Genomic DNA, 24,616 nt, shown 5'->3' with positions numbered 1-24,616 from the left:
CGAGCTGCGCTCGCTCCTACGTTTGTTTTTGGCCAATTATTCCTGTGCCATTTGCGCGCGAACGCCTTGGCGCATGGCGCAATATCACGTCTTACAAACAAGGCGGTCGCGCGCGCCTGTCACAGGCGTTACTGGCCCGAAACAAACGTAGGAGCGAGCGCAGCTCGCGATGCGCCGCGCGGGCGGCGCTCGATCTCACAGGCCCCACCCATCTACATTCATACTCTCAACTGCCCTGACACGATCCCAAGAACAACAAGGCCAAAGCCATGGACCACCCCATACCGCGCATCCTCATCGTCGAAGACGACCAGCGCCTCGCCGAGCTCACCGCCGAATACCTGCAGGCCAATGGTTTCGAGGTCGCGGTGGAGGCCGATGGCGCACGTGCCGCGAGGCGCATCATCGACAGCCAGCCCGACCTGGTCATCCTCGACCTGATGCTCCCCGGCGAGGATGGCCTGAGCATCTGCCGCCGGGTGCGTACCCAATACCCCGGGCCGATCCTCATGCTCACCGCGCGCAGCGATGAACTCGACCAGGTTCAGGGCCTGGACCTGGGGGCCGACGACTACGTCTGCAAACCCGTGCGCCCACGCTTGCTGCTGGCACGTATCCAGGCTCTGCTGCGCCGTAGCGAAACCGTGGATAGCAAGCGCCAGGACCTGGCCTTTGGTGCGCTGCGTATCGACAACCGCCTTCGCGAGGCGCACCTGGGCGAGCAGTTGATCGAGCTGACCGGCGCCGAATTCGACCTCCTCTGGCTGTTGGCCAGCAACGCTGGCCGGGTGCTGACCCGCGAACAGATCTTCACCGCACTGCGTGGCGTGGGCTACGACGGCCAGGACCGTTCCATCGACATCCGCATCTCGAAAATCCGCCCCAAGATCGGCGATGACCCGCTTCAGCCGCGGTTGATCAAGACCCTGCGCAGTAAAGGCTACCTGTTCGTCGGCGAGGCACCATGAACAATTCGATCTTCCTGCGCATCTACGGCGGCATGCTGGCCGTGCTGGTGCTGGTGGCCTTGCTTGGCGTGCTTAGCCTGCACCTGGTCAATGAAGTGCGCGCTGCCCAGCACCGCGAGGGCCTGGCCCAGGGCACCTTCAGCCTGATGGCCGACAACCTGGCAGTGCAGAATGAAACCCAACGCAAGCGTTCGCTGCTGATCTGGGAGCGCCTGCTTGGCGTACCGTTGGCGCTGCAGCCGATGAGCGCACGCAGCCTTGACGGTGGCCAGCGGGCGCGCCTGTACCGTGGTCTGGTGGTGGTCGAGAAGATTGGCCCGCATGCGGCGCAAGTGCTGCGCAAGGTGGGCCAGGAAGACCTGATGCTGGTCGCGCAGATCAAACAGATCAGCGAGCAGTTGGCGCGGGCCACCCTCTATTTACTGGCCGACGAGCTAGTGCGCTACCCGGTAACCGAACAGCAGCAGCGCCTGGCACAGATCAAGCAGGAGAAAGGCTTCGGCTTTGGTGTCGCCTTGCAACGTATCGAGCGGGTCGGCCTGGACGATGACCAGCGGCGCCGGGTGGAGGAGGGGGACACGGTGATGGCGCTGGGCAAGGATGGTGACTCGATCCGTGTCTTCGCCGGGCTGACGGGCTCGCCATGGGTACTGGAAATCGGCCCGCTGTACCAGCTCAACCCTTATCCGCCGCAGTTGCTGATCCTGATTGCCTTCCTGGGGCTGTGCCTGATTGGTCTGGTGGTCTACCTGCTGGTGCGCCAGCTGGAACGTCGTGTGTCAGGCCTGGAGATTGCTGCCACGCGCATCGCCCAGGGCAGCCTGGACACCCGCGTGCCGGCCGGCGACGCCGACTCGGTGGGGCGCCTGGCTGCTGCCTTCAATGGCATGGCCGAGCACCTGCAGCGTTCGCTGACCATGCAGCGCGAGCTGGTGCGAGCGGTGTCCCACGAGCTGCGCACGCCGGTGGCGCGCCTGCGCTTTGGCCTGGAGATGATCGAAAGCGCCACGAATGAACAGGCGCGGGCAAAGCACCTGGCGGGCATGGACGGTGATATCCAGGACCTCGACAAGCTGGTAGACGAGATGCTGACCTACGCCCGCCTGGAGCAGGGCGCACCGGCCTTGAAGTTCCAGCGGGTCGATCTGGATGCCTTGTTCGATCGGGTGATCGAAGAGCTGGCACCTTTGCGTGCCGAGGTGCGGGTGGTGCGCGGTGACTGCCAGGGCGCGGATGCCGAAGGCGCCTGGGTCGAGGCCGAGCCGCGCTACTTGCACCGGGCCCTGCAGAACCTTGTCGGCAATGCCATGCGCCATGCCGAGGGCGAGGTGCGCCTGAGCTATCAGTTGGGCCAGCAACGTTGCCGCATCGATGTGGAGGATGACGGCCCGGGGATTCCCGAGGGCTTCTGGGACCGCATCTTCACGCCCTTTACCCGCCTCGATGACAGCCGTACCCGTGCCTCGGGCGGGCATGGCCTGGGCCTGTCGATCGTACGGCGGATCATCTACTGGCACGCGGGCCGGGCTACGGTGGGGCGCAGCGAGGCGTTGGGCGGTGCCTGCTTCAGCCTGAACTGGCCAAGGCAGCAGGCACCGCTGTAAAGGTCAGACGCTGACCAGGCTCAGCAGATGGCCGTCCTGCAGGCAGAACTGGCCTTGCAGCTCTGCGCCTTGCTGCCACTGCGGTGACAGGTCGGTGAGCAGGCGCAAGCGCGCCAGCCCTTCTGCGGACCAGTCGAGCACTTCTGCGTGTTCGAAGTAGAAGCGTTGGCGCGTCAGTGGGTACAGGGTCTTGAACAAGCTTTCCTTCAGCGAGAACGTCAGGGTGACCGTAAGCCCAAGCTGGCGGCGGTCCAAGCGCTCCAGTTCTGCCGGGGTGAGGATTTCGCCCATCAGCCGCTCGGCGCGTTCGTCATCCAGCAAGGCTTCCTGATCCAGGCCCAGACCTTGGCAGCTTTTTTCGCCGGCGACCACCGCGGCGGCCCAGCCCTTGCCGTGTGTGATCGAGCCATGAATACCGGCGGGCCAGATGGGCGAGCGGTCTTCGTGGGTGCCGGGCACGTAGTCGCGGCCGTCCAGGTGCTGCAGCGCGGCACGGGCACATACGCGACCGGCCAGGTACTCGGCCTGGCGCTTAGCCACCGAGCGCAGCAGGCTGGCACTGGGCAGTACGCCAGCGCGCTGGAAGTCGTCGGCGGCCAAGTGGGCAGGGTCGAAGGCGCAACTGACCAGCACCGCGCCGGGCAATGGGTGGGGCAGGGGCCAGTGGTGCTGGAGCGGGGCGCAGCAGGCGGGAAGTGTGTTCATGGCGGCTATTGTGCCAGCTGTGCAGGTGCTAAGGGAGGTGGCGTGGCAGGATGACTTACCGCAGCCATGAAAACATGGCGCAGATCACAGCGTGATCCGTGTGGGAGCGGGTTTACCCGCGAAGAATCACCGCGGTGGATGGCACGGGCTTCGCCCGTGTTCGCGGGCAAGCCCGCTCCCACTCAGATCGCGCCAGCTTTTAGAAATTGAGCAAGACAGTTGCTGCCACAACGATTGCACAATCTTTTATTTGAACACCTTCTTGAAGAACGCCTGCATATCCGCCCAGGAACGCTCGTCCGCTGCCTTGTTATAGCCAATGTCCGGCCCCCCATGCTCACCATGGCTCAGCCGATCGGCATCGGGGTTGGTGAAGCCGTGCTTGGCCCCTTCAATGTTGACGAACTGGTAGTTGACCTTGGCCGCATCCATTTCCGCCTTGAACGCGTCCACCTGCTGTTGGGTGACCATGCTGTCCGCAGCGCCATGTTCAACCAGGATGTCCGCGCGCACTACGCCAGGCTTGGCCGGCGTTTTGGTGGACAACGCGCCATGGAAACTCACCACGCCGTCCAGTTTCTCTCCACGACGTGCGGCATCGAGCACCACCTTACCGCCAAAACAGTAGCCGACAGCGCCCAGTTGATGCTTGTTCACATTCGGCTGCTTTTTCAACAGGTCCAGGCCCGCGTCGAAGCGCGCTGCGGCTGCGGCCGGGTCCTTCATCGCTTCGGCCATGAATGCCTGGGCATCCTGCGGGTGCTCGGTGTGCTTGCCATCGCCATACATGTCGATGGCCAGCGCTTTGTAGCCCAGGGCGGCAAGATCTCTCGCGCGGCGCTTGGCATAGTCGTTCAGGCCCCACCATTCATGCACCACAACGATGCCTGGGCGTTTGCCGTCCAGCGCATCATCGTAGGCGTAGTAGCCGACGAGGCGGTTGCCATCGTCGTCCTGATAAGGAATTTCACGGGTCACTACCGCCGCTTGGGCGAGGGCGGCGCTGCACATCAGGGTCAGGGCCAGCAGGGCTCGCATGTTCACTACTCCTTGTTTTGCTGTCGGTTCGTTCAGCCGGGGTTCAGCCAGGGTTCAGTCGCGGTTCAGGGTGCCCTGATTACTCTAGCTTCCAGACCGAAACAGCGCACCCAACTGGAGTACCCAGCCATGAAAACCTTCAATACCCTGCTTGCCGCCATGGCCGTTTGTGCCGCTGGCATCACCACCGCCCAGGCCGCGGACGACAACTTCGCCAGCCTCACCTACGGCCAGACCAGCGACAAAGTCCGCAAGTCCGGCCTGCTGCAACGTAACACCGACCACCTCAATGCCGACGGTATTATCGGCAAGGACGATACCTGGGGTGTGCGTCTGGGCAAGATCAACGACCAGGGCCGCTACTACATGACTTATGACAACGTCTCGGGTGACCACAGTGGCCTGAAGTTGCGCCAGGAAAACCTGCTGGGCAGCTACGATTTGTTCCTGCCGGTGGGCGATACCACCAAGCTGTTCGGTGGGGGCAGCCTGGGTGTGACCAAGCTCACCCAGGACTCGCCCGGCGCCAGCCGGGATACTGACTACGGTTATGCCTACGGTCTGCAGGCCGGTGTGATCCAGGACATCACCGACAAGGCCTCGGTCGAACTGGGCTACCGTTACCTGCGCACCAATGCCGCGACCGAGGTGGGCGCACATGGCGGGCCGAAGGACGGCACCCTGCGTCTGACCAGCAGCGCCCAGACCTACCTGGCTGCTTCATACAAGTTCTGACGGACGAGCCGCGTTATCCTGTACTGGCCTCTTCGCGGGCACGCCCGCTCCCACAGGCGCTGCACAAACCTCAGAAACCGTGCAGTGCCTTTGGCTTCACAGGTGCTGCACAAGTTTCAGAAACGGTGCGATTGCTGTGGGAGCGGGCGTGCCCGCGAAAGGGCCGGTACAGGCAATACACATAAGGAGCTGCACATGAAACTGCTGGTGGTCGAGGACGAAGCCCTGCTTCGCCATCACCTCTACACCCGCCTGGGCGAAAGCGGCCATGTGGTCGAGGCGGTCGCTGACGCCGAAGAAGCGCTGTACCAGGCCGAGCAGTACCACTTCGACCTTGCCATTATCGACCTGGGCCTGCCCGGTATCAGCGGCCTGGAGCTGATCACGCGCCTGCGCAGCCAGGACAAGACCTTCCCCATTCTCATCCTCACGGCCCGTGGCAACTGGCAAGACAAGGTCGAGGGCCTGGCCGCCGGTGCCGACGACTACCTGGTCAAGCCGTTCCAGTTCGAGGAGCTTGAAGCAAGGCTCAATGCCCTGTTACGCCGCTCCAGTGGTTTCATCCAGTCGACCATCACCGCTGGCCCCTTGGTACTTGACCTCAACCGCAAGCAGGCCACCCTCGACGAACAAGCTTTGGCCCTGACTGCCTACGAATACCGCATCCTCGAATACCTCATGCGCCATCACCAGCAGGTGGTGGCCAAGGATCGCCTGATGGAACAGTTGTACCCAGGTGACGAAGAGCGCGACCCCAATGTCATCGAAGTGCTGGTTGGCCGCCTGCGCCGCAAGCTTGAAGGCGAGCACGGCTTCAAGCCCATCGACACGGTGCGCGGCCTGGGCTACCTGTTCACTGAGCGCTGCCGATGATCCGCTCGCTGCGGGTGCGCCTGATGCTGGCCGCCGCAGTGTTGGCGCTGCTGTTCATGCTGGCGCTGCTGCCGGCTTTGCAGAAGGCCTTCAGCCTGGCTTTGCAGGAATCGATCGAGCAGCGGCTGGCCTCTGATGTAACCACACTGATTTCCGCTGCGCGTATCGAGCATGGCCGGTTGCAGATGCCGACACTGCTGCCGGACGAGCGCTACAACCTGCCCTACACAGGCCTGCTCGGCTATATCTTTGACCGCGACGGCAAACTGGTCTGGCAGTCGCGTGCCACCGCCGACCGGCACATCAACTACCAGCCGCGCTATGACGGGCGCGGCAACGAGTTCGACCGCATTCACCAGTCCGATGGCGAAGAGTTCTTCGTGTACGACGTCGAGATAAAGCTGCTGGGCGGGCAGAGCGCCGCCTACAGCATTGTCGCGCTGCAGCCCGTGAGCGAGTACAAGGCCACCCTCAATGGCCTGCGCGAAAAGCTCTACCTGGGGTTCGGCGCTGCATTGCTGGCGCTTATGGTGTTGTTGTGGGCAGGCCTGACCTGGGGGCTGCGCTCGTTGCGACGCCTCAGCCACGAACTGGATGAAGTGGAATCCGGTGCACGTGACGGCCTGAGCGGCGAGCACCCACGCGAGTTGCTGCGCCTGACCCGCTCGCTCAACCGTCTGTTGCGCAGTGAGCGTGAGCAGCGCACGCGCTACCGTGATTCGCTGGACGACCTGGCGCACAGCCTGAAGACGCCGCTGGCGGTGCTACAGGGCGTGGGTGAAAGCTTGCAGCAGCGCAGCGGCGAGCGTGAGCAGGCGCGGGTGCTGCAAAGCCAGATCGAACGCATGAGCCAGCAGATCGACTATCAGCTGCAACGCGCCAGCCTGCGCAAGAGTGGCCTGGTACGCCACAGCGTATTGCTGCGGCCGTTGCTCGACAGCCTGTGCAGCACCTTGGCAAAGGTTTACCGGGAAAAACGTGTGGACGTGGTGCTAGAGTTGCCGGCCGCGGCGCAGGTACCGATGGAGCAGGGCGCGTTGCTGGAAATGCTCGGTAACCTGCTGGAGAACGCCTACCGGCTGAGCCTGGGGCAAGTGCGGGTGAGCCTGGTGAAGGCGCCGGGGCATCTGACCTTGTGCATCGAGGACGACGGGCCGGGCGTGCCCGCCGACCAGCGTGAACGCATTCTGGAGCGTGGGGAGCGGCTGGACAGCCAGCACCCGGGGCAGGGCATCGGCTTGGCAGTGGTCAAGGATATCGTCGACAGCTATGACGCCGAGCTGAGCCTTGGCGATTCTCCGCTGGGAGGCGCCGCGTTCAGGATCACCTTCAACCTGGATTGACTCGTAGCCAGTGCCGCCCATTCGCAGGTAAATCCGCGAATGGGCGGCACTGGCAATTCATAATGGGCGGATTTCCGCCATTCCTCCCTGTACAAATTCCGCCACCGGGCGGAAATCCGCCAATCCGCCCTGGGAATATCGCCCTGTCGTTGGGCATTTATCCCTAGTAAATACGGGCCTTGCACCCTTCATGGGCATTTTGGCACCACCCTTGCTATTGATCCTCGCAGAGGCCTGCCCAGGCAGCTCGAACACAACGACAAATCCCTCCAAGTGCAGGAGGGTTAGCGATTCAGGTGCCCCCATCACCCTGGGAAGGGTGAACCGGCACACTTGAGGAAAATTAGCCATGACGACACGTCAGCCGCTGTACAAATCCCTGTATGTTCAGGTGTTGGTCGCCATCACCATCGGCATCCTGCTCGGCCACTACTACCCGGAAACGGGCGTTGCCCTCAAACCCTTGGGTGACGGCTTCGTCAAACTGATCAAGATGGTCATCGCCCCGATCATCTTCTGTACCGTGGTCAGCGGCATTGCCGGCATGCAGAGCATGAAGTCGGTCGGCAAAACCGGCGGCTACGCGTTGCTGTACTTTGAAATCGTCTCCACCATCGCGCTGATCATTGGCCTCGTCGTCGTCAACGTGGTCAAGCCAGGCGCTGGCATGCACATCGACGTCAGCACCCTGAATGCCAGCAGCGTGGCTGCCTACGCCGCCGCCGGCTCGCAGCAGACCACCGTCGGCTTCCTGCTCAACGTCATCCCCAATACGGTCGTCGGCGCGTTCGCCAACGGCGACATCCTGCAAGTGCTGATGTTCTCGGTGCTGTTCGGTTTCGCCCTGCACCGCCTGGGCAGCTACGGCAAGCCGGTACTGGACCTGATCGACCGCTTCGCCCATGTCATGTTCAACATCATCAACATGATCATGAAGCTGGCCCCGGTCGGTGCGTTTGGCGCCATGGCCTTCACCATCGGCCAGTACGGTGTCGGCTCGCTGGTGCAGCTGGGCTACCTGATGGCCTGCTTCTACATCACCTGCCTGCTGTTCGTGCTGGTGGTACTGGGCGGTATCTGCCGTGCCCACGGCTTCAGCGTGCTCAAGCTGATCCGCTACATCCGTGAAGAACTGCTGATCGTGCTGGGTACTTCGTCCTCGGAGTCGGCCCTGCCGCGCATGCTGGCCAAGATGGAGCGCCTGGGCGCCAAGAAATCGGTAGTCGGCCTGGTTATCCCTACCGGCTACTCGTTCAACCTGGACGGTACCTCGATCTACCTGACCATGGCTGCGGTGTTCATCGCTCAGGCCACTGACACCACCATGGACATCACTCACCAGATCACCCTGCTGCTGGTACTGCTGGTGGCTTCCAAGGGTGCTGCCGGCGTTACCGGTTCGGGCTTCATCGTGCTGGCCGCGACCCTGTCGGCTGTTGGCCACCTGCCGGTTGCCGGCCTGGCGCTGATCCTCGGCATCGACCGCTTCATGTCCGAAGCCCGCGCCCTGACCAACCTGGTGGGCAACGCCGTTGCCACCGTGGTGGTGGCCAAGTGGGTCAAGGAAATGGACGACGACAAGCTGGCTTCGGAATTGGCCTCCGGTGGTGCGCCGTTGATCGATACCCGCCCGACCGACGACCTGGGCGTGGCTGAAGGCCCGGCTCGTTGATAGCTAGTTGAAATGAGAAAGGCGACCCAAGGTCGCCTTTTTCGTGTCTGCGCGGTCCCTTGTGGGAGCGGGCTTGCCCGCGAACACGGGCGAAGCCCGTGGCCCTCAGCCCAGTACCACTTCCAGCACCCGGATGACGTCCGGCTGCGGGTAATGCCACCTTACTTGCACATCCCAGAACTTCACCCCGTACACTCGCTCAGCCGGTGGTATCTGGTAGGCCGGCCGTGGGTCCTGCGCCAGGCATTGCTCGATCAGTTCCACCAGCGGCTCGCTCAGGCGCAGCGCATGCTCGCGGGCCTGGAGCAGGGCGTTGTCGGTCCAGTGCACGGCAATTGCCACCGGCGCAGCATTGGCCATCTGGTTGCTGGCGCCAGCGATGCTGTCGGCATAAGGCACATACGGCTTGATATCCAGCACCGGCGTGCCGTCGAGCAGGTCGATCCCGGACAGCAGCAGGCGCCCGGGCTCCACGCCTTCCAGGCGTACCACCGACTGGCCGATGCCGTTGGGCCGGTGGGTGGCGCGGGTGGCAAACACCCCCATGCTCTTGTTGCCGCCCAGACGCGGTGGCCGTACTTTCAGACGCGGCTTTTCTTCCAGGGCCTGGTGGAACAGAAACAGCAGCCAGACATGGCTGACCTGCTCCAGGCCTTCGACCGCGTCACCTTGATCGAACGGCGGCAACAGTTCGAGTACGCCACGGGCGGCAGGTGCCAGCTGTGGCTGGCGCGGAATGGCAAACTTTTCCTTGAAACAGGAATGGACAATGCCGACCGGGACAACCGTATGCTGCATGGCCACTCAGCCGCGCACGCGCAGGGTCAGGCCCTTGAGGAAGTTGCGCATCAACTGGTCGCCACACGGGCGGTAGTTGTCGTGGCCAGCCTTGCGGAACAGCGCGCTGAGCTCAGGTTTGCTGACCGGGAAGTTGACCGACTTGAGAATCGCGTGCAGGTCGTCTTCCTTGAGCTCAAAGGCCACACGCAGCTTCTTGAGGATCAGGTTGTTGGTTACCGGCAGCTCAATCGGCTGCTGCGGGCGGCTATCGTCCTTGCCTCGGCGGTAGATCACCAGGCCGTCAAGGAAGTGCGCCATTACCCGTTCCGGGCAGCGCACGAAGCCTTCCTCTTCTTCTTTTTTCAGGTAGGTGGCCAGCACCAGAGGATGCACTTCGAGGCCAGAGAGCCCAATGATCTCGGCCATCTTGGCGTCGTTCACCTTGAGCATGTAGCGCAGGCTGCGCAGGACGTCGTTGTGGTTCATTGCAGCAGAATCCTGTTCAGGTGCCGCGCGTTCCGGCGCGGCGTATTGCTTAAAAACGTTCGGAGGTAGCCAGGTAGCGCCATTGGCCCAAGGGCAACTTGCCCATCGACACACCACCCAGGCGAATGCGTCGCATGCCTAAAAGCTCCAGGCGCAGGTAGGCGCATAGCTCGGAAATCTGCCCTGGTTGTGGGTTTTTCAATACCATGCGCAGGTGTGTCTCGTTCTGCCAGCTGGCCTTGGCCTTAGGCAATTCGCGGTCATTGCGCATGGCCCCGCGCGCCAGGCGTTCCAGCGCCTGGGGGGTGGTTTCGCCGCGCACTTCAATGATGAACTCTTGCTCCAGGCGACGCAGGTCGGCCTCGATCTTGCGGGATACCCGCCAGTCCTGGGTAAACACCTGCAGGCCGCTGGCGCCACGCTCCAGCGGTGCCACACAGGCCTGCCGGGCAAAATGCCCGTGCAGGGCGCGCACGCCTTCGCGGTGGGCTTCGCTGAGGCTGTCCATGTTCATGCTGGCGCGGGCGTCTTCACTGTCCATGCCGGCTGGCTGGTTCAGCAGCAGGGTCACCGGCTCCAGGGTTTCGGCACGGGCGCCCGGCAGCAGCTCGACGCGCTGCTGCTCAACCTTGAACTGCGGCTGCTCGACCACCACGCCATCGACCGTTACCCAGCCTCCTTCAATGTACTGCTCGGCCTCGCGGCGGGAGCAGCCGAGCTGCTCGATGAGGCGTTTGGACAGGCGGACGGGTTCGGACATGGGGCAATTCGCAAGGCAGGGAAAGGCCTCCATTGTACCTGCCTGCAAGCGGTAAATGATGGGAATCTGTGTCAGATGCGCCATTTTGGACACATAGCGCGGCACATTCAGGCGCCGCCTCAAGGCACTGTGCGCATTAGCCTCATGTGCAGCAGAGGATAGGGCTGGCCCAGGCCGTCGGTTTCCGAACGGCCAATGACCTCGAAACCCTCATGCAGGTAGAAGCCCAGCGCTTTCGGGTTCTGTTCGTTGACGTCAAGGTACTCGGCATTCAGTTCGCTGATGGCATAGCGCAGCAGACGCTTGCCTACCCCTTGGCCACAGTAGCCAGGTGCGACGAACAACATATCCACCCGCCCGTTGGCGACACCGGCGAAACCACAGATGCGCTGGCGGTCCTTGCAGCAGATCAGCATCACTGCGTCGAGATACCTGCGCAGCACATGTTCGCGCAGTAGCAGGATATAGCCCTCTGGCAGAAAGTCGTGGGTGGCACGTACCGAATCCTCCCACACTTGTACCAGCTCGCTGTAGTCGCTCAAGCGCGGGGTTTGCAGCGTCAGTAGCGCAGGCATGCCGACGTTCCTCTGGGGCGATAGGGAAAACATAGCAGGCCAACCACCGGTCGGCTTGTTCGCTTGGCGCTTGAGACCTGGGGAGTGACGGTCTATTAATTAAGCGTGGGAAAAAATCCCACATAAATATAAGTTCAATCTGAAACTGGATTCCTGACTGATTTGGCGTTCTCGTGGCGAAGACCTGGAGACGGACTATGCAAATCCACCTGCTGTTCAAGAAGGCGTTACTCGCGGCTGCTGTAGCTGGCGTGTTATCGATGTCCATTGCCTTGATCCCTGACTCGATTTCTCATGGCACCAGTGCTTACGCTAAAGATGGCGGCGGCGGCGGCGGCGGCGGTGGCGGCGGTCATGGGGGAGGCGGTGGTGGCCATGGTGGCGGTGGAAGTGGCGGCGGCGGTGGTCACGGTGGCGGCGGAAGTGGTGGAGGCGGTGGTCACGGTGGTGGTGGAAGTGGTGGCGGCGGTGGTCACGGTGGCGGCGGAAGTGGAAGTGGTGGCCACGGCAGCGGCGGTGACGGTGGTGGCCATGCCGGCAACAGTGGCAGTGGCCACGACGGCAATTCAAACGCTGGGCGCAGCAGCAACCATGCTGAAGCAGGTGACGATCATGGTAATCATGTCGGCGGTGAGCCTGGGGATGATCACGGTAATCATGTTGGTGGTGAACCTGGTGATGATCACGGCAACCATGTGGGTGGCGAACCGGGTGATGACCACGGTGTTCATGCCGGTGGCGAGGCCGGGGATGACAACAGCAGAAGCTGATTGGTACTGATCCGAAGTGGTCCATACAAAACCCAGCGGACGGGTTTTGTATGAGCAGGTTCTGGCCTGCCTGCCTTTGTCACGTCATTTCCAATAAGCGCTGACAGCTTTTTCCTCGTCCATGCCGGGACATGATTGCGGTTTGCGTGGGATTTATTCCCTCGCTTTATACTGGGTGCCTCTGTCAAGGAATGCCCTCAATGCAATCGCCTGTTTTACCCCCGTCGATGCTGAGTGCGCTGCGGCGTGTCATGCGCCCGCTGGTGCGCCTGATGCTGCGCAAAGGGGTCACCTACACGATGTTCACCGACCTGCTCAAGGAGGTGTTCGTCGATGTAGCCCATCGCGAGTTTCGCCTGAACGACACTGCGCCAACCGACAGCCGTATCAGCCTGCTTACAGGCGTACATCGTAAAGATGTCCGGCGGCTGCGTAATGAGGGCGACACTGCACGTGCGACCCTGCCGGATAACATCACGCTAGGTGCACAGCTGGTCAATGTGTGGACCAACACCCCACCATTCTGCTCGGCGCCCGGCCAGGCGAGGGCACTTGCACGGCTAGCCAGTGTGGGTGGCGATTGCTCATTCGATGCCCTGGTCGCCAGGGTCAGCACCGATATCCGCGGTCGGGTGGTGCTGGACGAATGGCTGCGCCTGGGCGTCGTGCGGCTCGATGAGCAGGATTGCGTGCACCTGGAAGCCCATGCATTCGTGCCACAGAAGGGTTTTGATGAAAAGGCTGCGTACTTCGGCCACAACCTGCATGACCATGCCTGTGCTGCGGTGCATAACCTCAGCGGCGAAGGCCAGCCGTTTTTTGAGCGTAGCGTGCACTACGATGCCTTGAGCCCGGCCAGCGTCGAGCATCTGCGTGACGTGGTAGCCAAGGATGGCATGCAGACACTACTTGCCTTCAGCCGACTTGCAGCTGAGTTGGAGAGTGTTGATGAGCCCGGTATCGAACAACGTCAGCGCATCACTGTCGGGCTTTATTTCTACACTGAAGCTACCGATTCCGATCCGTCGAAGACACCCGGGCCATGACACTTTTTGTGCGCTACCTCAGTGCTTTCACGTTTGCCCTGGTTTTCGGGTGGAACCTGATGGTCCCGGGCGAGGTGGCTGCAGCGCCGGTATGTGTCAGCCGTGACGAAGTGGGTATGGCCGGTGCTGCGAGTCTGCAGTTTCCCGGCGGCATGGGCGGCACCGGTGTGCGCAATGAAAATGGCGGCGTCGGTGGCACCGGTGCCCCAGTCCAGCAACGCCCTGGGGGTACAGGCGGCACAGGTGCAGTGGCGGATGGTGTGGACGGTACCAGTACGCCGATCCTGCGCCCGGGTGGTACTGGGGGTACAGGCATCGTCGGTACCATCACCGGCTTCGCCTCGATCTGCGTCAATGGCATGGAAGTGCACTATGGCAAGGACGTACCGGTGAGTGAAAACGGCGCACCTGCCAGCAGTGGTCAGCTGGCGATCGGGCAGGTGGTGGCGGTGGAGGCATTCGCCACCCAGCGCGGCCTGCAAGCAGGGCGCATTTCGATCCTCAACGTCTTCGAAGGGCCATTGACGGCGCTGCCCAATGCCTCGGCCCCCCTGCGGGTCATGGGGCAACCTGTGCGGTTGGCCGCTGGCGCGCGGGTGGCTGAAGGGCTGCGCCCTGGTGAGCCCGTGAGGGTCAGCGGCCTGCGCGATGCCCGGGGAGAAGTAGTGGCCACCCGCATCGAACGGGCACCGGGGTTGAGGGAGGCCAGCGCCATCGGCGCGGTTGATCGCACTGGCAGCCTTCAGGGGCTGAAGTTGGGTACCCGTGTGGCGCCTGCTCGTGAATTGTTGGTGCGCGGCCAGTGGACCGGGCGCCAGCTTGAAGTGGCGCAAACCCGTCCCGACCCGAGCCTGCCTTTTGCTGGCCGTGTCCAGCAGGCGGTGGTTGAAGGGCTGGTGCAGCGCACACAAGCTCGGCAGTTGGTGGTCGCAGGTATCAATGTGACGTTGGGGCAGGGCACCGTAATTGTCGGCAGGCAGCCAACGGCGTTGGCGCTCGATCAACGTGTGCGGGTGAGCGGGATGCTCAATGGTACTCATGAGCTGCGGGCAACCCGCGTGGAATTCCAGGATGACCGTGTAGACAATCCCGGCAGAAGCCAGTCGGGGCACGGTAGTGAGCATGACAAAAGCAGCTCCGGCGGTTCCAGCAGCGGTCATGGCGCAAGCGATGCGACCAACGATCGCGATGAAAGCAGTGATGATCACAGTGGGCGCAGCGCCGTCGACGGCTCCGGTAGCCATGGCAGCGTTGACAAGTCGGGAGCGTCGGCACACCGCGACACCTTGGAGCAGTCGGCCCGCAGCAACAGCGGAAGCTCCGATCGGGTTGAAAAGGTTGAAGTCGAAAAAACCGGGAAGGTTGAAAAAGTAGAGAAGGTCGAAAAGCCCGACAAAGTCGAGAAAGTCGAGAAAGTCGAGAAGGTCGAGAAAGTCGAGAAGGTCGAGAAGGTCGAGAAGGTCGAGAAGGTCGAGAAGGTCGAAAAAGTCGAGAAAGTCGAAAAAGTCGAGAAAGTCGAGAAGGTCGAGAAGGTCGAGAAGGTCGAAAAAGTAGAGAAGGTCGAAAAAGTAGAGAAGGTCGAAAAAGTCGAAAAACCTGAACGGGTCGAAAAGGTCGAAAAGGTCGAAAAGGTCGAAAAGGTGGAGTTACCAGAGAGAGTTGAGAAGGTGGAAAAAGTCGAGCATCCAGAGCGATCCGGGCGTTAGCCAACTAGGCTGTGAAAATCCGACCATGCTTCCCGAAAGCGTACTGAGGTGCAAATGAGACCCTCGCTCGCTCTTTTCGCCTGTTTGCTCTCATGCACCTGTGTGTCGGTGCAGGCTGATACCTTCAGTGCCGCCATTGGCATGGACTATTCAAGTGGCGACTATGGCACCGGCACCACGTCGGAAATCTGGTATTTGCCAGTGGTCGGCAAGTATGAGAACGGCCCCATGACCTACAAGGTTACCGTGCCCTGGTTGCGTATCACCAACCCCGAAGTCGGCCCCAATGGTGACCCCTTGCCCGGTGGTTGCCGAGACGTGGAAAGCGGGTTGGGTGACACGGTTGCCAGCGTCGCCTATGCATTGCTAGATGGTAGTGACGGCGGCCTGATGCTGGACCTGATCGGCAAGGTCAAATTCCCCACCGCCGACGAAGACCAGTGCCTGGGCACCGGACAGTACGACTACACCACCCAGGTCGACATCACCAAGGGCTTTGGCCCGGTCACAGGCTTCGCGACACTGGGTTGGAAGAAATTCGGCGACCCGCCCGATAGCGATTTCGACGACCCGGTATTTGCCAGCCTCGGTTTTGCCCTGCCGGTGGCGGTCGGTACTTCGGCCGGCGCCTCCTACGATTGGCGGCAGAAAGTGGTCTCGACCGGGGCGCAGATCAAGGAACTTACCCTGTTCCTCACCCACAAGCTCAACCCGCAGTGGAAAGTCCAACTCTACGCAGTCAAAGGCTTCTCGGATGCCAGCCCGGATGCCGAGGGCGGCCTGATGCTGTTCCACACGTTCTGACAAAAAAGCCCCTGCACCGGTCATTCCCTAATGGAGAACGCCGGGCAGGGGCTTTGCTGGCTTCAGCCGTTTTAGATGGGTTCAGCCCACATGTCGTATTCGTCGGCATCCACCACACGGCAACGCACTTTGTCGCCGGGCTTGAAACCATGGTCGCCATCGATGAACACGCTGCCGTCGATTTCCGGTGCATCGAAGAAGCTGCGGCCAACCGAGCCTTGTTCTTCAACTTCGTCGATCAGCACGTCGATTTCCTTGCCGATGCGCAATTGCAGGCGGGCAGCACTGATGGCCTGCTGGTGGGCCATGAAACGGTCCCAGCGCGACTGCTTGACGTCGTCCGGTACTTCTTCCAGGCCCAGGTCGTTGGCCGGGGCGCCTTCTACCGGCGAGTACTGGAAGCAGCCCACGCGGTCGAGCTGGGCTTCGGTCAGCCAGTCCAGCAGGTACTGGAAGTCTTCCTCGGTCTCGCCCGGGAAGCCGACGATGAAGGTGGAGCGGATCACCAGCTCAGGGCATTGCTCGCGCCAGTTCTTGATGCGTGCCAGGGTGCGGTCTTCGAAGGCAGGGCGCTTCATCGACTTGAGCACTTTCGGGCTGGCGTGCTGGAACGGGATGTCCAGGTACGGCAGGATCTTGCCGGCAGCCATCAGCGGGATCACGTCGTCAACGTTCGGGTAAGGGTACACATAGTGCAGGCGTACCCAGGCGCCCAGGCTGCTCAGCGCTTCGCACAGCTCGAGCATGCGGGTCTTGACCGGGCGGCCGTTCCAGAAGTCGGTCTTGTACTTGACGTCGACGCCGTAGGCGCTGGTGTCCTGGGAAATCACCAGGATCTCCTTGACCCCGGCCTTGACCAGGCGCTCGGCCTCACTCAGCACTTCACCCACCGGGCGGCTGACCAGCTTGCCGCGCATCGACGGGATGATGCAGAAGCTGCAGCTGTGGTTGCAGCCTTCGGAGATCTTCAGGTAGGCATAGTGGCGCGGGGTCAGCTTGACGCCCTGTGGCGGCACCAGGTCGATCAGCGGGTTGTGGTCCTGACGCGGTGGCACCACTTCGTGAACGGCGTTGACCACCTGCTCGTACTGCTGTGGGCCGGTGACCGACAGCACGCTTGGGTGCACGTCACGGATGTTGCCTTCCTCGACGCCCATGCAGCCGGTGACGATGACCTTGCCGTTTTCCTTGATTGCTTCGCCGATCACTTCCAGCGATTCGGCCTTGGCGCTGTCGATGAAGCCGCAGGTGTTGACCACCACCACGTCGGCGTCCTCGTAGGTGGGCACGACTTCATAGCCTTCCATGCGCAGCTGGGTCAGGATGCGTTCAGAGTCGACCAAGGCTTTTGGGCAACCCAGGCTTACGAAACCTACCTTGGGGGTGGCGGGCGTGGTGGACATGACTAACCTCGGTATTGAATGCAGGTCGCCCAGCCGGAATCGGGGGCGAACTTGACGGGCGCTTTTGGCGCCTCTGATCAAAAAGTGCGCAATTCTAGCGAGCGCAAGGGCGCTTGACCAGCAGAAATACGACGAACGCTGCGCTATGCTTCGCGCCGTTGCGCCGGGGTGCCTTCAAGGGCCTGGCGGCAAAGTGATTACCAGGGGCCGTGAGGGCCGTTTGCGGGAGGGGGGCGATGGTTCAGGCAATTGGTCACGCTGAGGTAAGGTGAGTTTCCTGTCGAGCTGTGTGCTTAAAAAGCGCTACTGTGGGCTTTTGTATACTTAGCTCAATGCCGCAAGTACATGCTCAGGATCGTTATGAATCGCTCGAAGCAAGGCACGAGCTGGTCCTTCAGGCTCGCGACGGCCCTGTTCCCAATTCCGTAAAGTCCCTACTGCGACATCAATACGTTTGGCAAACGCAGCCTGTGAGAGGCCGGTGGCTTGACGAATCTTTTTGACTTGAACTGCGTCTACGTGGAATTCACGCGAGGGCTGACGCTCACCGCGATCGATCTCATCCATCTGAGTCATGCTTTCCACAAGACGATCGAAGAGATTCTTATCCATTATTTCCACCCTTTGTTTAGTGCGCGAAGCTGCGCTTTCTGACTGCTCGTCAAGGTATCCACGATTCCCTTGCGATAGATCAGAATCATACGGATCTGGTGGGCTGCAGTGACATGGTAGTAGATCACTCGTACACCCCCACTCTTGCCCTTGCCCTTGGCTGCCCAGCGGATTTTTCTGAGGCCGCCGGTTTCCTCTAGGAGAGAACCTGCTTCGGGATGCTCGGCCAGATAGGCCTGCAAAGCCCGGTATTCTTCATCATCCAGATGCTCCTTGAGATCGGAGGTGAATACTGGGGTCTCGATGAAGATCATGCAGTCCCTTGTGTGCGTCAATGGCGTAGCTGGATGATAGGGGGTTCGTCTACGTTGTACAAGGTGGCGCCTGTGTCAGCGTGTGATTTTCTTGATCAGGGGATGAGCGGTATAGGAGAGGTAGGATCAACGTTCAAGTATAGATTGAGAGTCATCAGGGCAACCCAAGCCTTCCAAACCGAAACCTGCCTTGGGTGGCGGGCGTGGTGGACATGACTAACCTCGGTATTGAATGCAGGTCGCCCAGCCGGAGTCGGGGGCGAACTTGACGGGCGCTTTTGGCGCCTCTGATCAAAAAGTGCGCAATTCTAGCGAGCGCAAGGGCGCTTGACCAGCAGAAATACGACGAACGCTGCGCTATGCTTCGCGCCGTTGCGCCGGGGTACCTTCAAGGGCCTGGCGGCAAAGTGATTACCAGGGGCCGTAAAGGCCGTTTGCGGGAGTGGTCGATGGTTCAGGCAAGCAGTCACGCTGAGGGCGGGCACGAGGGGAAGCAGGGGGCGTCGCGGTCGGTGGGCCTGCTCGTGGCGGCGGTCGGTGTGGTTTATGGCGATATCGGCACAAGTCCGTTGTACACCCTCAAGGAGGTCTTTACCGGCGGCTATGGGGTGTCGGTCAACCATGATGGCGTGCTGGGGATCCTGTCGCTGATCCTGTGGTCGCTGCTGTGGGTGGTGTCATTCAAGTACGTGATGTTCATCTTGCGTGCTGATAACCAGGGTGAGGGCGGCACCATGGCGCTGACTGCACTGGCGCGGCGGGCCACGGCGGCCTACCCGCGGCTGCGCACGCTGATGGTGATCTGTGGCTTGATCGGCGCTTCGCTGTTCTATGGTGACAGTATGATCACCCCGGCGGTGTCGGTGCTGTCGGCGGTGGAGGGCGTAGGCCTGGCCTTCGACGGTATCGACCACTGGGTAGTGCCAATTTCGCTGGTGGTGCTGGTGGCACTGTTCCTGGTGCAGCGGCACGGCACCGAGAAGATCGGCAAGCTGTTTGGTCCGATCATGGTGACTTGGTTCGTGGCGCTGGGCGCGCTGGGTGTGCATGGCATCTCGCAGAGCCCGGAAGTGCTCAAGGCGTTCAACCCGGGCTGGGCAGTCAACTTCTTCGTGGTGCACCCAGGCATCGGCGTGGCCATTCTCGGCGCGGTGGTGCTGGCGCTGACCGGTGCCGAGGCGCTCTACGCCGACATGGGGCACTTTGGCCGCAAGCCGATTGCCCGGGCCTGGTTCATCCTGGTGCTACCGGCGCTGCTGCTCAACTATTTTGGCCAGGGTGCACTGCTGCTGCAAAACCCGGAGGCCGCGCGCAACCCGTTCTACCTGCTGGCGCCGGACTGGGCGCTGCTGCCCTTGGTCGGGCTGGCCACCATGGCCACGGTTATCGCCTCGCAGGCGGTGATTTCCGGGGCCTTCTCCCTGACCCGTCAGGCCATCCAGCTGGGCTACATCCCACGTATGCACATTCAGCACACCTCAAGCGACGAGCAGGGGCAGATCTACATTGGTGCGGTGAACTGGACGCTGATGGCGGGCGTGGTGCTGTTGGTCATCGGCTTCGGGTCGTCGGGCGCTCTGGCGGCTGCCTATGGGGTTGCGGTCACCGGTACCATGCTGATGACCACCATTCTGGTATCAGCGGTAATGCTGCTGCTGTGGAAGTGGCCGCCGCTGCTCGCAGTACCGATTCTGGTCGGCTTCCTGTTAGTCGACGGGCTGTTCTTCGCCGCCAACATGCCGAAAATCGCCCAGGGCGGTGCCTTCCCGGTGTTGGCCGGCGGTGTGCTGTTCCTGCTGATGAGCACCTGGAAGCGCGGCAAGCAGATTCTGGTCGAGCGCATCGATGAAGGTGCGCTGCCGTTGCCATTGTTCATCAGCAGCATCCGCATTCAGCCACCGCACCGGGTCGAGGGTACGGCAGTGTTTCTGACTGCGCGCTCCGATGCCGTGCCGCATGCGCTGTTGCATAACATGCTGCACAACCAGGTGCTGCACAGCCAGGTGGTGCTGCTGACTGTGGTCAGCGAAGACCGGCCCCGGGTGCCGGAGCATGAGCGCTTCGAGGTGGAAGCCTATGGCGACGGGTTTTTCCGTGTGTTGCTGCACTTTGGGTTCATGGATGAGCCGGACGTGCCGGCCGCGTTGAAGCTGTGCCATCTGGATGGCCTGGACTTCACGCCGATGCGCACCACCTACTTCCTTAGCCGCGAGACGGTGATCGCGTCACGGCTGGAGGGGATGTCGCGCTGGCGGGGCAACCTGTTCGCGTTCTTGCTGAAGAATGCCAACGGCAACCTGCGCTTCTTCAACCTGCCGTTGAACCGGGTGATCGAGCTGGGGACGCAGGTCGAGATCTGAATTGGGTTATACGGTACTGTCAGGGCCGCAAAGCGGCCCTGATGCCTGTCAATTCTGCTCAGCTACGCGGGACTTGCCTTGGCGCGTCTCGATCTCGCCAATCAACCGCTTGGCGAGTGCCGGGTAGTTCTCGTCGAAGTGGTGCCCGCCAGGCAGTTTCAGGTGCTCACCTACTGCCGTGTTTTCCGTGCAACCGCTTTCGTCGGTTTCCTCTACGCCATACACGCAGACGACCTTGGATGCTGGCAGCTTGGCCATTTCCGGCCCGGTTGGCGCTTCCTGGCCTTCCTTGCCCAGCCAACCCTCGACCTCGATCTCGAAGCTGCCACTGCGCGCAAAGGCCAACAGCATCACCGCGTCGATACGCTGTTGGTCCTCGGCCGGCAGGCGGTTGTAGATCGCCGGCAGCACGTCGGCGCCAAACGAATAGCCGGTCAATACGAAGCGCTTGGTACCCCACTTCTGCCGGTAGTGATGCATCAGCTCGGAAAGGTCGGCGGCGCTTTGTTCCGGGGTCTTGTGCTGCCAGTAGTAGCGTAGCGTGTCGATGCCTACTACCGGGTAACCCAGCTTGGCCATTTCCCCGGCCACGTCGCGGTCCAGGTCGCGCCAGCCGCCATCACCAGAAAGGAACAAGGTGACCGTGTCTGTCGTTTGCCCGGCCGGCACCTCGACCACCGGCATGGCCAGTGCGTTACCGTCATGGCCGACCAGGGCTTGGGTGAGTTGCGCCTTGAGCACTTGTGGCAAGTGGATGTCGTAGTCGCTGATGCTGGTTTCGGCGTTGGCCTGGTCGCGCACGAACGCGGCGCTGGCGTCATCCGGGTTGTCGTTCCAGGCGACGTTCCAGTGGCCATGGGCAGCCGATTTGGGCAGCGGTGCCTGGCAGCCAGGCTGTTCGAGGGTGAAGCCCACGGAAATGGCCCGCGCCTTGTCATTGTCCTGGCTGGCCAGCCAACGCCAGGCCTGAGCGGCACCGGGGCCGATACCGGCGACCAGGGTTGGTTTTCCTGGCAGTTGGGCCAGCGCCTGGTCCATGGCCTGTTGCTGCTTGCTGCAGTCATTAGGCGGCAGAATCACCTGCACCAGTTGGGCTTCACCGGCCTGGCTCAGGTCGAGCAGTTGCTTGCCCGTCAGTGCCTGGTCCTGTGGCACACCGATAGCCACCCGCACCTTGGGGTGCACACCAGGGGTAACAAGGGTGATGCTGGTGTCATTGATGCTCATTTGTTCCAGGCGTGCCTCGGGGGCCGGGCGCGTCCACAGCCAGAAGGCCAGCGCGCCACCCAAGGCGGCCAGCAGCAGGGGAACCAGCAGGTACAGCCAAAAGCGTCGGGTCATCAGCGTTTCACCAATCCAGTCAGGCCGCCTGCAATCAGGGCGGCGGTGTCGGCCAGTGCCACCAGCGGGTCGAGCCCGGCTGGCACGGCCATGTAGCGGGGTTCCCAGTCCGGCTGGAACTTGTCCTTGAAGCGTCGAAGCCCCTGGAAGTTGTAAAGCTGTTCACCACGGCGGAACACCAGTGAACCCAAGCGCTGGGTCAAGGGGGCGCCACGCCTTGGCTGCAGGCCGGACAGCGGTACCATGCCCAGGCTGAAACGCCCGTAGTCATGGCTTTTGTAGTGCAGGATCAAGCCGATCATCATGAATTCCATGGTCAGCTTTGGCGCTTCGGGGTGCGCACGCATCAGGTCGAGGCTGGCCAGCTCGTTTCCATGGGTTTCCAGCAAGTTGGCGAAGGCTACCGGGCGGCCCTGGAAGCGAATCAGGGCTATGCGGAAGTGTTGCAGGTAGTCCGGGCTGAAGCGCCCCAGCGAAAAGCCTTTCTCGCGCACGCTCTTGCCGCCGAGCCAGGCATCGGAAATTTCCTTCAGCTCAGCCAGCGGAGCGTGGCCGGGCTCATGGATCTCAAGGCTCAGGCCATCGCGTCCGCCGCGGTTCCAGGTGTAGCGCAGGTCCTTCATCTCCTTGCCTTTGGCTTCAAGGTCGAAGCGGCGCAAGTCGACCCGGGCTTCTTCGCCCAGCTTCAATGCGGTCAGGCCGATGTCCATATAGAACGGCAGGTTCTCCGCACGCACCTGGTAGAACACTGGCCGTGCGTTATGCAGGTCGCACAGGTCGCGGAACTGCCAGATCATCTCGGCGCGTTCCTGGGCCGGGCCTATCGGGTCGTACAGCGCCACCAGGCTGCGGCCGCGCCGGGCGTACATGAGGAACGCATTATCACGCGGGTGGAACAGCAACGCCTTGTCGCCAGTCAGCGCCAAGCCACCGTCGGGCTGGTCGGAGGCCTGCAGGATACGGTTGGCGCGTTGCAGCTCTTCTTCATCGGGCAGGTGGATCACCGGCGGCGCCGTGCGCAGCAGCCACGTCAGTGCCACGGCAGCCAGTAGCAAGGCGCTGCCCATGGCGGCGCGCAGACCCCGTGGAGCGTCGGCATCCAGGGTGAACTGCCACCATAGCTGATGGCTGTAAGGCACATCCTGGTAGGCGAACAGCAGCAACCACACCGATGCGCCTACCGCACAGGCGCTGGCCACCAGGAACACCGGCGAGAAGGGTAGCTCCAGCAGGCGGCTGGGGCGATAGAACGAGCGGCGGAATAGAGCGAGCAGGGCAGCGGTGAAGGTCAGCAGGCAAGCCTCTTCCCAGTCAAAACCCTTCAACAGCGACAGCAGGGCGCCGACCAGCAACAGTACGGTGGTCAGTAGCCAGGCGGCGGACAGGCGCCGACGCAGGCCTTGGGCCAGTAGCAGGCATAGCACACCGATCAGGCTGGCGCCGAAATGAGAGGCATCGATCAGCCGGTGTGGCACCAGGAAGCCCATGTGCTCCAGACGCGTGTCTATCTCCGGCGTGGCGCCGGAAAACAGCAGCACCATGCCGGACAGGAACACCAGAATCGACAGGACCGGTGCGGCCAGACCCGAAGCGGCCTTGATGGCCTGTTGTGCAAACAGCAGGCGTCGGGCTTCATTGGCCAGCAGCAACACGCAGGCCAGCAGCAGTGGCAGTACCACATAGATCAGTCGGTACAGCAGCAAGGCAGCGGCCAGCGGTGCGGCACCGAGTTGGTCGGCAAAGGCCGCCAGCAGGATCGCTTCGAATACCCCGACGCCGCCCGGTACGTGGCTGAGCACGCCTGCAGCCAAGGCCAGCAGGTACACCAGCACAAAGGCGCCGAAAGGAGGGGCTTCTGGCAGCAACAGGTAGAGCACAGTGGCTGCCGCCGCCACATCCAGCGCGGTAATCAGCAGTTGCAGGGCCGCCAGGCGCGCATTGGGCAGGCGAAGTGTGCGCCGGCCCAGTTGAACGAGCAGGTTATCGGCCAGTGGTTGCTCGGCCAGGCGTCGGCGGTACAAGCCAATGACCAGCAAGGCAGACAGCACCAGCACGGCGCTGGCGACAGCGGCCAGCAGGCCGGGCGCCAACCCGAGTGCTGTCGAGGCCGCCGGCAGGTTGCTCAATGTTGCCAGGGCGGCCAGTGGCGGCAGCGCGCAGCCCAGTGACAGGCTGGCAAACACGGTCATGCGTGCGACCTCGCCAGCACCAAGGCCCAGGCGTGCGTACAGGCGATAGCGAACCGAGCCGCCAGAGAGCATCGACAGGCCGATGGCGTTGCCGATGGCAAAGGCGCTGAAACCGCCCAATATCAGGCTGCGTGCTGGCAGTTTCACGCCCGCATAGCGGCTGGCCGACCACTCGTAGCCCAGCAGGATCACAAAGCCGATCACCGTTGCCAGCAAGGCGCCCAGCAATGACTGGGTCGGCACGCTGAGCATCGCATCGTGCAAGGCATAGATGTCCAGCTCGTTCAGCAGGTGGCGGCAGGCAATCAAGGCCATCGTGAACAGTAGCAGGGTCACCATCAGGCCTATGGGCTGGCGGTAGCGACTTAGGCGTTCAAGCAAGGGCAGGCGCTGCACAGCACCGGGTAGCGCCGTAGCGAGTGGCACCGGAGGTTCGGGATTGTGCGAAGTCATGAGATGCCCCGGGCATGCTGCGCGAGGTGAAGGAGAGGTGCGGCCAAGTGAAAGTCCCTTAGGAAAACGTATCCAATGT

At 62.2% G+C, this 24,616-nt stretch carries 22 protein-coding genes; 11 read left to right on the top strand and 11 right to left on the bottom strand.

Annotated elements, in window-relative coordinates; translation table 11 throughout:
- Positions 1-269: 269 nt before the first annotated feature.
- Together ACF8EA_RS03775 and ACF8EA_RS03770 are read left to right on the top strand one after the other, a co-directional pair.
- On the top strand, positions 270-968 hold the full coding sequence (locus ACF8EA_RS03775) for a response regulator transcription factor (RefSeq protein WP_103444803.1): 699 nt from the start codon (positions 270-272) through the stop codon (positions 966-968).
- Positions 965-2,572, top strand: a complete 1,608-nt coding sequence (locus tag ACF8EA_RS03770) for an ATP-binding protein (RefSeq protein ID WP_392521136.1) — start codon at positions 965-967, stop codon at positions 2,570-2,572. The genes ACF8EA_RS03775 and ACF8EA_RS03770 overlap by 4 nt, the downstream gene beginning before the upstream one ends.
- 3 nt (positions 2,573-2,575) lie before the next feature.
- Here ACF8EA_RS03770 and ACF8EA_RS03765 read toward each other — a convergent pair whose 3' ends face one another.
- Entirely contained in the window at positions 2,576-3,277 is a 702-nt protein-coding gene (locus ACF8EA_RS03765) for a 4'-phosphopantetheinyl transferase (protein ID WP_392521135.1), read from the bottom strand.
- Between the two features lie 246 nt (positions 3,278-3,523).
- Complete coding sequence (locus ACF8EA_RS03760) at positions 3,524-4,315, bottom strand: dienelactone hydrolase family protein (RefSeq protein WP_021783309.1); 792 nt, start codon at positions 4,313-4,315, stop codon at positions 3,524-3,526.
- A 129-nt stretch (positions 4,316-4,444) separates the two neighbouring features.
- Here ACF8EA_RS03760 and ACF8EA_RS03755 point away from each other — a divergent pair, with 129 nt between their 5' ends.
- The 4 genes from ACF8EA_RS03755 (at position 4,445) to ACF8EA_RS03740 (ending at position 8,938) form a co-directional block, all read left to right on the top strand.
- Positions 4,445-5,050, top strand: a complete 606-nt coding sequence (locus tag ACF8EA_RS03755) for an outer membrane beta-barrel protein (protein WP_010952338.1) — start codon at positions 4,445-4,447, stop codon at positions 5,048-5,050.
- A 195-nt stretch (positions 5,051-5,245) separates the two neighbouring features.
- A complete protein-coding gene (locus tag ACF8EA_RS03750; protein WP_021783310.1) occupies positions 5,246-5,923 on the top strand; it encodes a response regulator in 678 nt (225 codons plus the stop codon).
- Entirely contained in the window at positions 5,920-7,266 is a 1,347-nt protein-coding gene (locus ACF8EA_RS03745) for an ATP-binding protein (RefSeq protein WP_021783311.1), read from the top strand. The genes ACF8EA_RS03750 and ACF8EA_RS03745 overlap by 4 nt, the downstream gene beginning before the upstream one ends.
- Before the next feature lie 349 nt (positions 7,267-7,615).
- Complete coding sequence (locus ACF8EA_RS03740) at positions 7,616-8,938, top strand: dicarboxylate/amino acid:cation symporter (RefSeq protein WP_021783312.1); 1,323 nt, start codon at positions 7,616-7,618, stop codon at positions 8,936-8,938.
- Between the two features lie 105 nt (positions 8,939-9,043).
- Here the strand turns inward: ACF8EA_RS03740 and tsaA are convergent, their stop codons facing one another.
- From tsaA to ACF8EA_RS03720, 4 genes are all read right to left on the bottom strand, one after another.
- Positions 9,044-9,736: a tRNA (N6-threonylcarbamoyladenosine(37)-N6)-methyltransferase TrmO gene (gene tsaA, locus ACF8EA_RS03735; RefSeq protein WP_392521134.1), complete on the bottom strand. Its 693-nt coding sequence runs from the start codon at positions 9,734-9,736 to the stop codon at positions 9,044-9,046.
- Positions 9,737-9,742: 6 nt separating this feature from the next.
- The gene (locus ACF8EA_RS03730; RefSeq protein ID WP_003254807.1) at positions 9,743-10,204 is read right to left on the bottom strand and encodes a DUF1456 family protein; all 462 of its coding nucleotides are present in this window, start codon (positions 10,202-10,204) and stop codon (positions 9,743-9,745) included.
- A gap of 49 nt (positions 10,205-10,253) precedes the next feature.
- On the bottom strand, positions 10,254-10,964 hold the full coding sequence (locus ACF8EA_RS03725) for an rRNA pseudouridine synthase (RefSeq protein WP_392521133.1): 711 nt from the start codon (positions 10,962-10,964) through the stop codon (positions 10,254-10,256).
- 119 nt (positions 10,965-11,083) lie between these two features.
- Complete coding sequence (locus tag ACF8EA_RS03720) at positions 11,084-11,539, bottom strand: GNAT family N-acetyltransferase (protein ID WP_392521132.1); 456 nt, start codon at positions 11,537-11,539, stop codon at positions 11,084-11,086.
- A gap of 294 nt (positions 11,540-11,833) precedes the next feature.
- Between ACF8EA_RS03720 and ACF8EA_RS03715 the strand changes: the two genes are divergently transcribed.
- From ACF8EA_RS03715 to ACF8EA_RS03700, 4 genes are all read left to right on the top strand, one after another.
- The gene (locus tag ACF8EA_RS03715; RefSeq protein WP_392521131.1) at positions 11,834-12,319 is read left to right on the top strand and encodes a hypothetical protein; all 486 of its coding nucleotides are present in this window, start codon (positions 11,834-11,836) and stop codon (positions 12,317-12,319) included.
- A gap of 190 nt (positions 12,320-12,509) precedes the next feature.
- The gene (locus ACF8EA_RS03710; RefSeq protein ID WP_021783318.1) at positions 12,510-13,355 is read left to right on the top strand and encodes a DUF6502 family protein; all 846 of its coding nucleotides are present in this window, start codon (positions 12,510-12,512) and stop codon (positions 13,353-13,355) included.
- Positions 13,352-15,061, top strand: a complete 1,710-nt coding sequence (locus ACF8EA_RS03705; protein WP_392521130.1) for a DUF5666 domain-containing protein — start codon at positions 13,352-13,354, stop codon at positions 15,059-15,061. Before ACF8EA_RS03710 ends, ACF8EA_RS03705 begins: the two co-directional genes overlap by 4 nt.
- A 54-nt stretch (positions 15,062-15,115) precedes the next feature.
- Positions 15,116-15,865 (top strand): hypothetical protein, encoded by a 750-nt coding sequence (locus tag ACF8EA_RS03700; protein ID WP_319298769.1) that lies wholly within the window; start codon positions 15,116-15,118, stop codon positions 15,863-15,865.
- A gap of 71 nt (positions 15,866-15,936) precedes the next feature.
- On the opposite strand, the gene rimO is transcribed toward ACF8EA_RS03700, so the two are convergent.
- The 3 genes from rimO to ACF8EA_RS03685 form a co-directional block, all read right to left on the bottom strand.
- Complete coding sequence (gene rimO, locus ACF8EA_RS03695) at positions 15,937-17,268, bottom strand: 30S ribosomal protein S12 methylthiotransferase RimO (RefSeq protein WP_021783321.1); 1,332 nt, start codon at positions 17,266-17,268, stop codon at positions 15,937-15,939.
- A 324-nt stretch (positions 17,269-17,592) separates the two neighbouring features.
- The gene (locus tag ACF8EA_RS03690) at positions 17,593-17,880 is read right to left on the bottom strand and encodes a DNA-binding transcriptional regulator (protein ID WP_103462107.1); all 288 of its coding nucleotides are present in this window, start codon (positions 17,878-17,880) and stop codon (positions 17,593-17,595) included.
- Positions 17,880-18,194, bottom strand: a complete 315-nt coding sequence (locus tag ACF8EA_RS03685) for a hypothetical protein (RefSeq protein WP_049587984.1) — start codon at positions 18,192-18,194, stop codon at positions 17,880-17,882. Before ACF8EA_RS03685 ends, ACF8EA_RS03690 begins: the two co-directional genes overlap by 1 nt.
- A 449-nt stretch (positions 18,195-18,643) precedes the next feature.
- Between ACF8EA_RS03685 and ACF8EA_RS03680 the strand changes: the two genes are divergently transcribed.
- A complete protein-coding gene (locus tag ACF8EA_RS03680) occupies positions 18,644-20,554 on the top strand; it encodes a potassium transporter Kup (RefSeq protein WP_392521129.1) in 1,911 nt (636 codons plus the stop codon).
- A 48-nt stretch (positions 20,555-20,602) separates the two neighbouring features.
- On the opposite strand, the gene ACF8EA_RS03675 is transcribed toward ACF8EA_RS03680, so the two are convergent.
- Positions 20,603-21,895 carry a virulence factor family protein gene (locus ACF8EA_RS03675; RefSeq protein ID WP_392521128.1) on the bottom strand — a complete coding sequence of 431 codons (1,293 nt, stop codon included), beginning with the start codon at positions 21,893-21,895 and terminating at the stop codon, positions 20,603-20,605.
- Positions 21,895-24,537, bottom strand: a complete 2,643-nt coding sequence (mprF, locus tag ACF8EA_RS03670) for a bifunctional lysylphosphatidylglycerol flippase/synthetase MprF (RefSeq protein WP_028698162.1) — start codon at positions 24,535-24,537, stop codon at positions 21,895-21,897. The genes ACF8EA_RS03675 and mprF overlap by 1 nt, the downstream gene beginning before the upstream one ends.
- Positions 24,538-24,616: the final 79 nt, after the last annotated feature.

Source organism: Pseudomonas sp. YQ_5 (genome assembly GCF_043103305.1).
In the GTDB taxonomy this organism is placed as follows: domain Bacteria; phylum Pseudomonadota; class Gammaproteobacteria; order Pseudomonadales; family Pseudomonadaceae; genus Aquipseudomonas; species Aquipseudomonas putida_Y.
Note: the sequence above shows the minus strand (reverse complement) of the source record. Positions and strands in the feature narration are given on the sequence as shown.

Bases quoted from the DNA above. Each gene is read 5' to 3' on its own strand.
- ACF8EA_RS03690 (WP_103462107.1), bottom strand. From the start codon at position 17,880: ATGGATAAGAATCTCTTCGATCGTCTTGTGGAAAGCATGACTCAGATG.
- tsaA (WP_392521134.1), bottom strand. From the start codon at position 9,736: ATGCAGCATACGGTTGTCCCGGTCGGCATTGTCCATTCCTGTTTCAAG.
- ACF8EA_RS03710 (WP_021783318.1), top strand. From the start codon at position 12,510: ATGCAATCGCCTGTTTTACCCCCGTCGATGCTGAGTGCGCTGCGGCGT.
- ACF8EA_RS03680 (WP_392521129.1), top strand. From the start codon at position 18,644: ATGGTTCAGGCAAGCAGTCACGCTGAGGGCGGGCACGAGGGGAAGCAG.
- ACF8EA_RS03730 (WP_003254807.1), bottom strand. From the start codon at position 10,204: ATGAACCACAACGACGTCCTGCGCAGCCTGCGCTACATGCTCAAGGTG.
- ACF8EA_RS03685 (WP_049587984.1), bottom strand. From the start codon at position 18,194: ATGATCTTCATCGAGACCCCAGTATTCACCTCCGATCTCAAGGAGCAT.
- ACF8EA_RS03755 (WP_010952338.1), top strand. From the start codon at position 4,445: ATGAAAACCTTCAATACCCTGCTTGCCGCCATGGCCGTTTGTGCCGCT.
- ACF8EA_RS03765 (WP_392521135.1), bottom strand. From the start codon at position 3,277: ATGAACACACTTCCCGCCTGCTGCGCCCCGCTCCAGCACCACTGGCCC.
- ACF8EA_RS03725 (WP_392521133.1), bottom strand. From the start codon at position 10,964: ATGTCCGAACCCGTCCGCCTGTCCAAACGCCTCATCGAGCAGCTCGGC.
- ACF8EA_RS03740 (WP_021783312.1), top strand. From the start codon at position 7,616: ATGACGACACGTCAGCCGCTGTACAAATCCCTGTATGTTCAGGTGTTG.
- ACF8EA_RS03750 (WP_021783310.1), top strand. From the start codon at position 5,246: ATGAAACTGCTGGTGGTCGAGGACGAAGCCCTGCTTCGCCATCACCTC.
- ACF8EA_RS03720 (WP_392521132.1), bottom strand. From the start codon at position 11,539: ATGCCTGCGCTACTGACGCTGCAAACCCCGCGCTTGAGCGACTACAGC.
- ACF8EA_RS03675 (WP_392521128.1), bottom strand. From the start codon at position 21,895: ATGACCCGACGCTTTTGGCTGTACCTGCTGGTTCCCCTGCTGCTGGCC.
- ACF8EA_RS03705 (WP_392521130.1), top strand. From the start codon at position 13,352: ATGACACTTTTTGTGCGCTACCTCAGTGCTTTCACGTTTGCCCTGGTT.
- ACF8EA_RS03770 (WP_392521136.1), top strand. From the start codon at position 965: ATGAACAATTCGATCTTCCTGCGCATCTACGGCGGCATGCTGGCCGTG.
- ACF8EA_RS03775 (WP_103444803.1), top strand. From the start codon at position 270: ATGGACCACCCCATACCGCGCATCCTCATCGTCGAAGACGACCAGCGC.
- ACF8EA_RS03715 (WP_392521131.1), top strand. From the start codon at position 11,834: ATGGCACCAGTGCTTACGCTAAAGATGGCGGCGGCGGCGGCGGCGGCG.
- rimO (WP_021783321.1), bottom strand. From the start codon at position 17,268: ATGTCCACCACGCCCGCCACCCCCAAGGTAGGTTTCGTAAGCCTGGGT.
- ACF8EA_RS03745 (WP_021783311.1), top strand. From the start codon at position 5,920: ATGATCCGCTCGCTGCGGGTGCGCCTGATGCTGGCCGCCGCAGTGTTG.
- ACF8EA_RS03700 (WP_319298769.1), top strand. From the start codon at position 15,116: ATGAGACCCTCGCTCGCTCTTTTCGCCTGTTTGCTCTCATGCACCTGT.
- mprF (WP_028698162.1), bottom strand. From the start codon at position 24,537: ATGACTTCGCACAATCCCGAACCTCCGGTGCCACTCGCTACGGCGCTA.
- ACF8EA_RS03760 (WP_021783309.1), bottom strand. From the start codon at position 4,315: ATGCGAGCCCTGCTGGCCCTGACCCTGATGTGCAGCGCCGCCCTCGCC.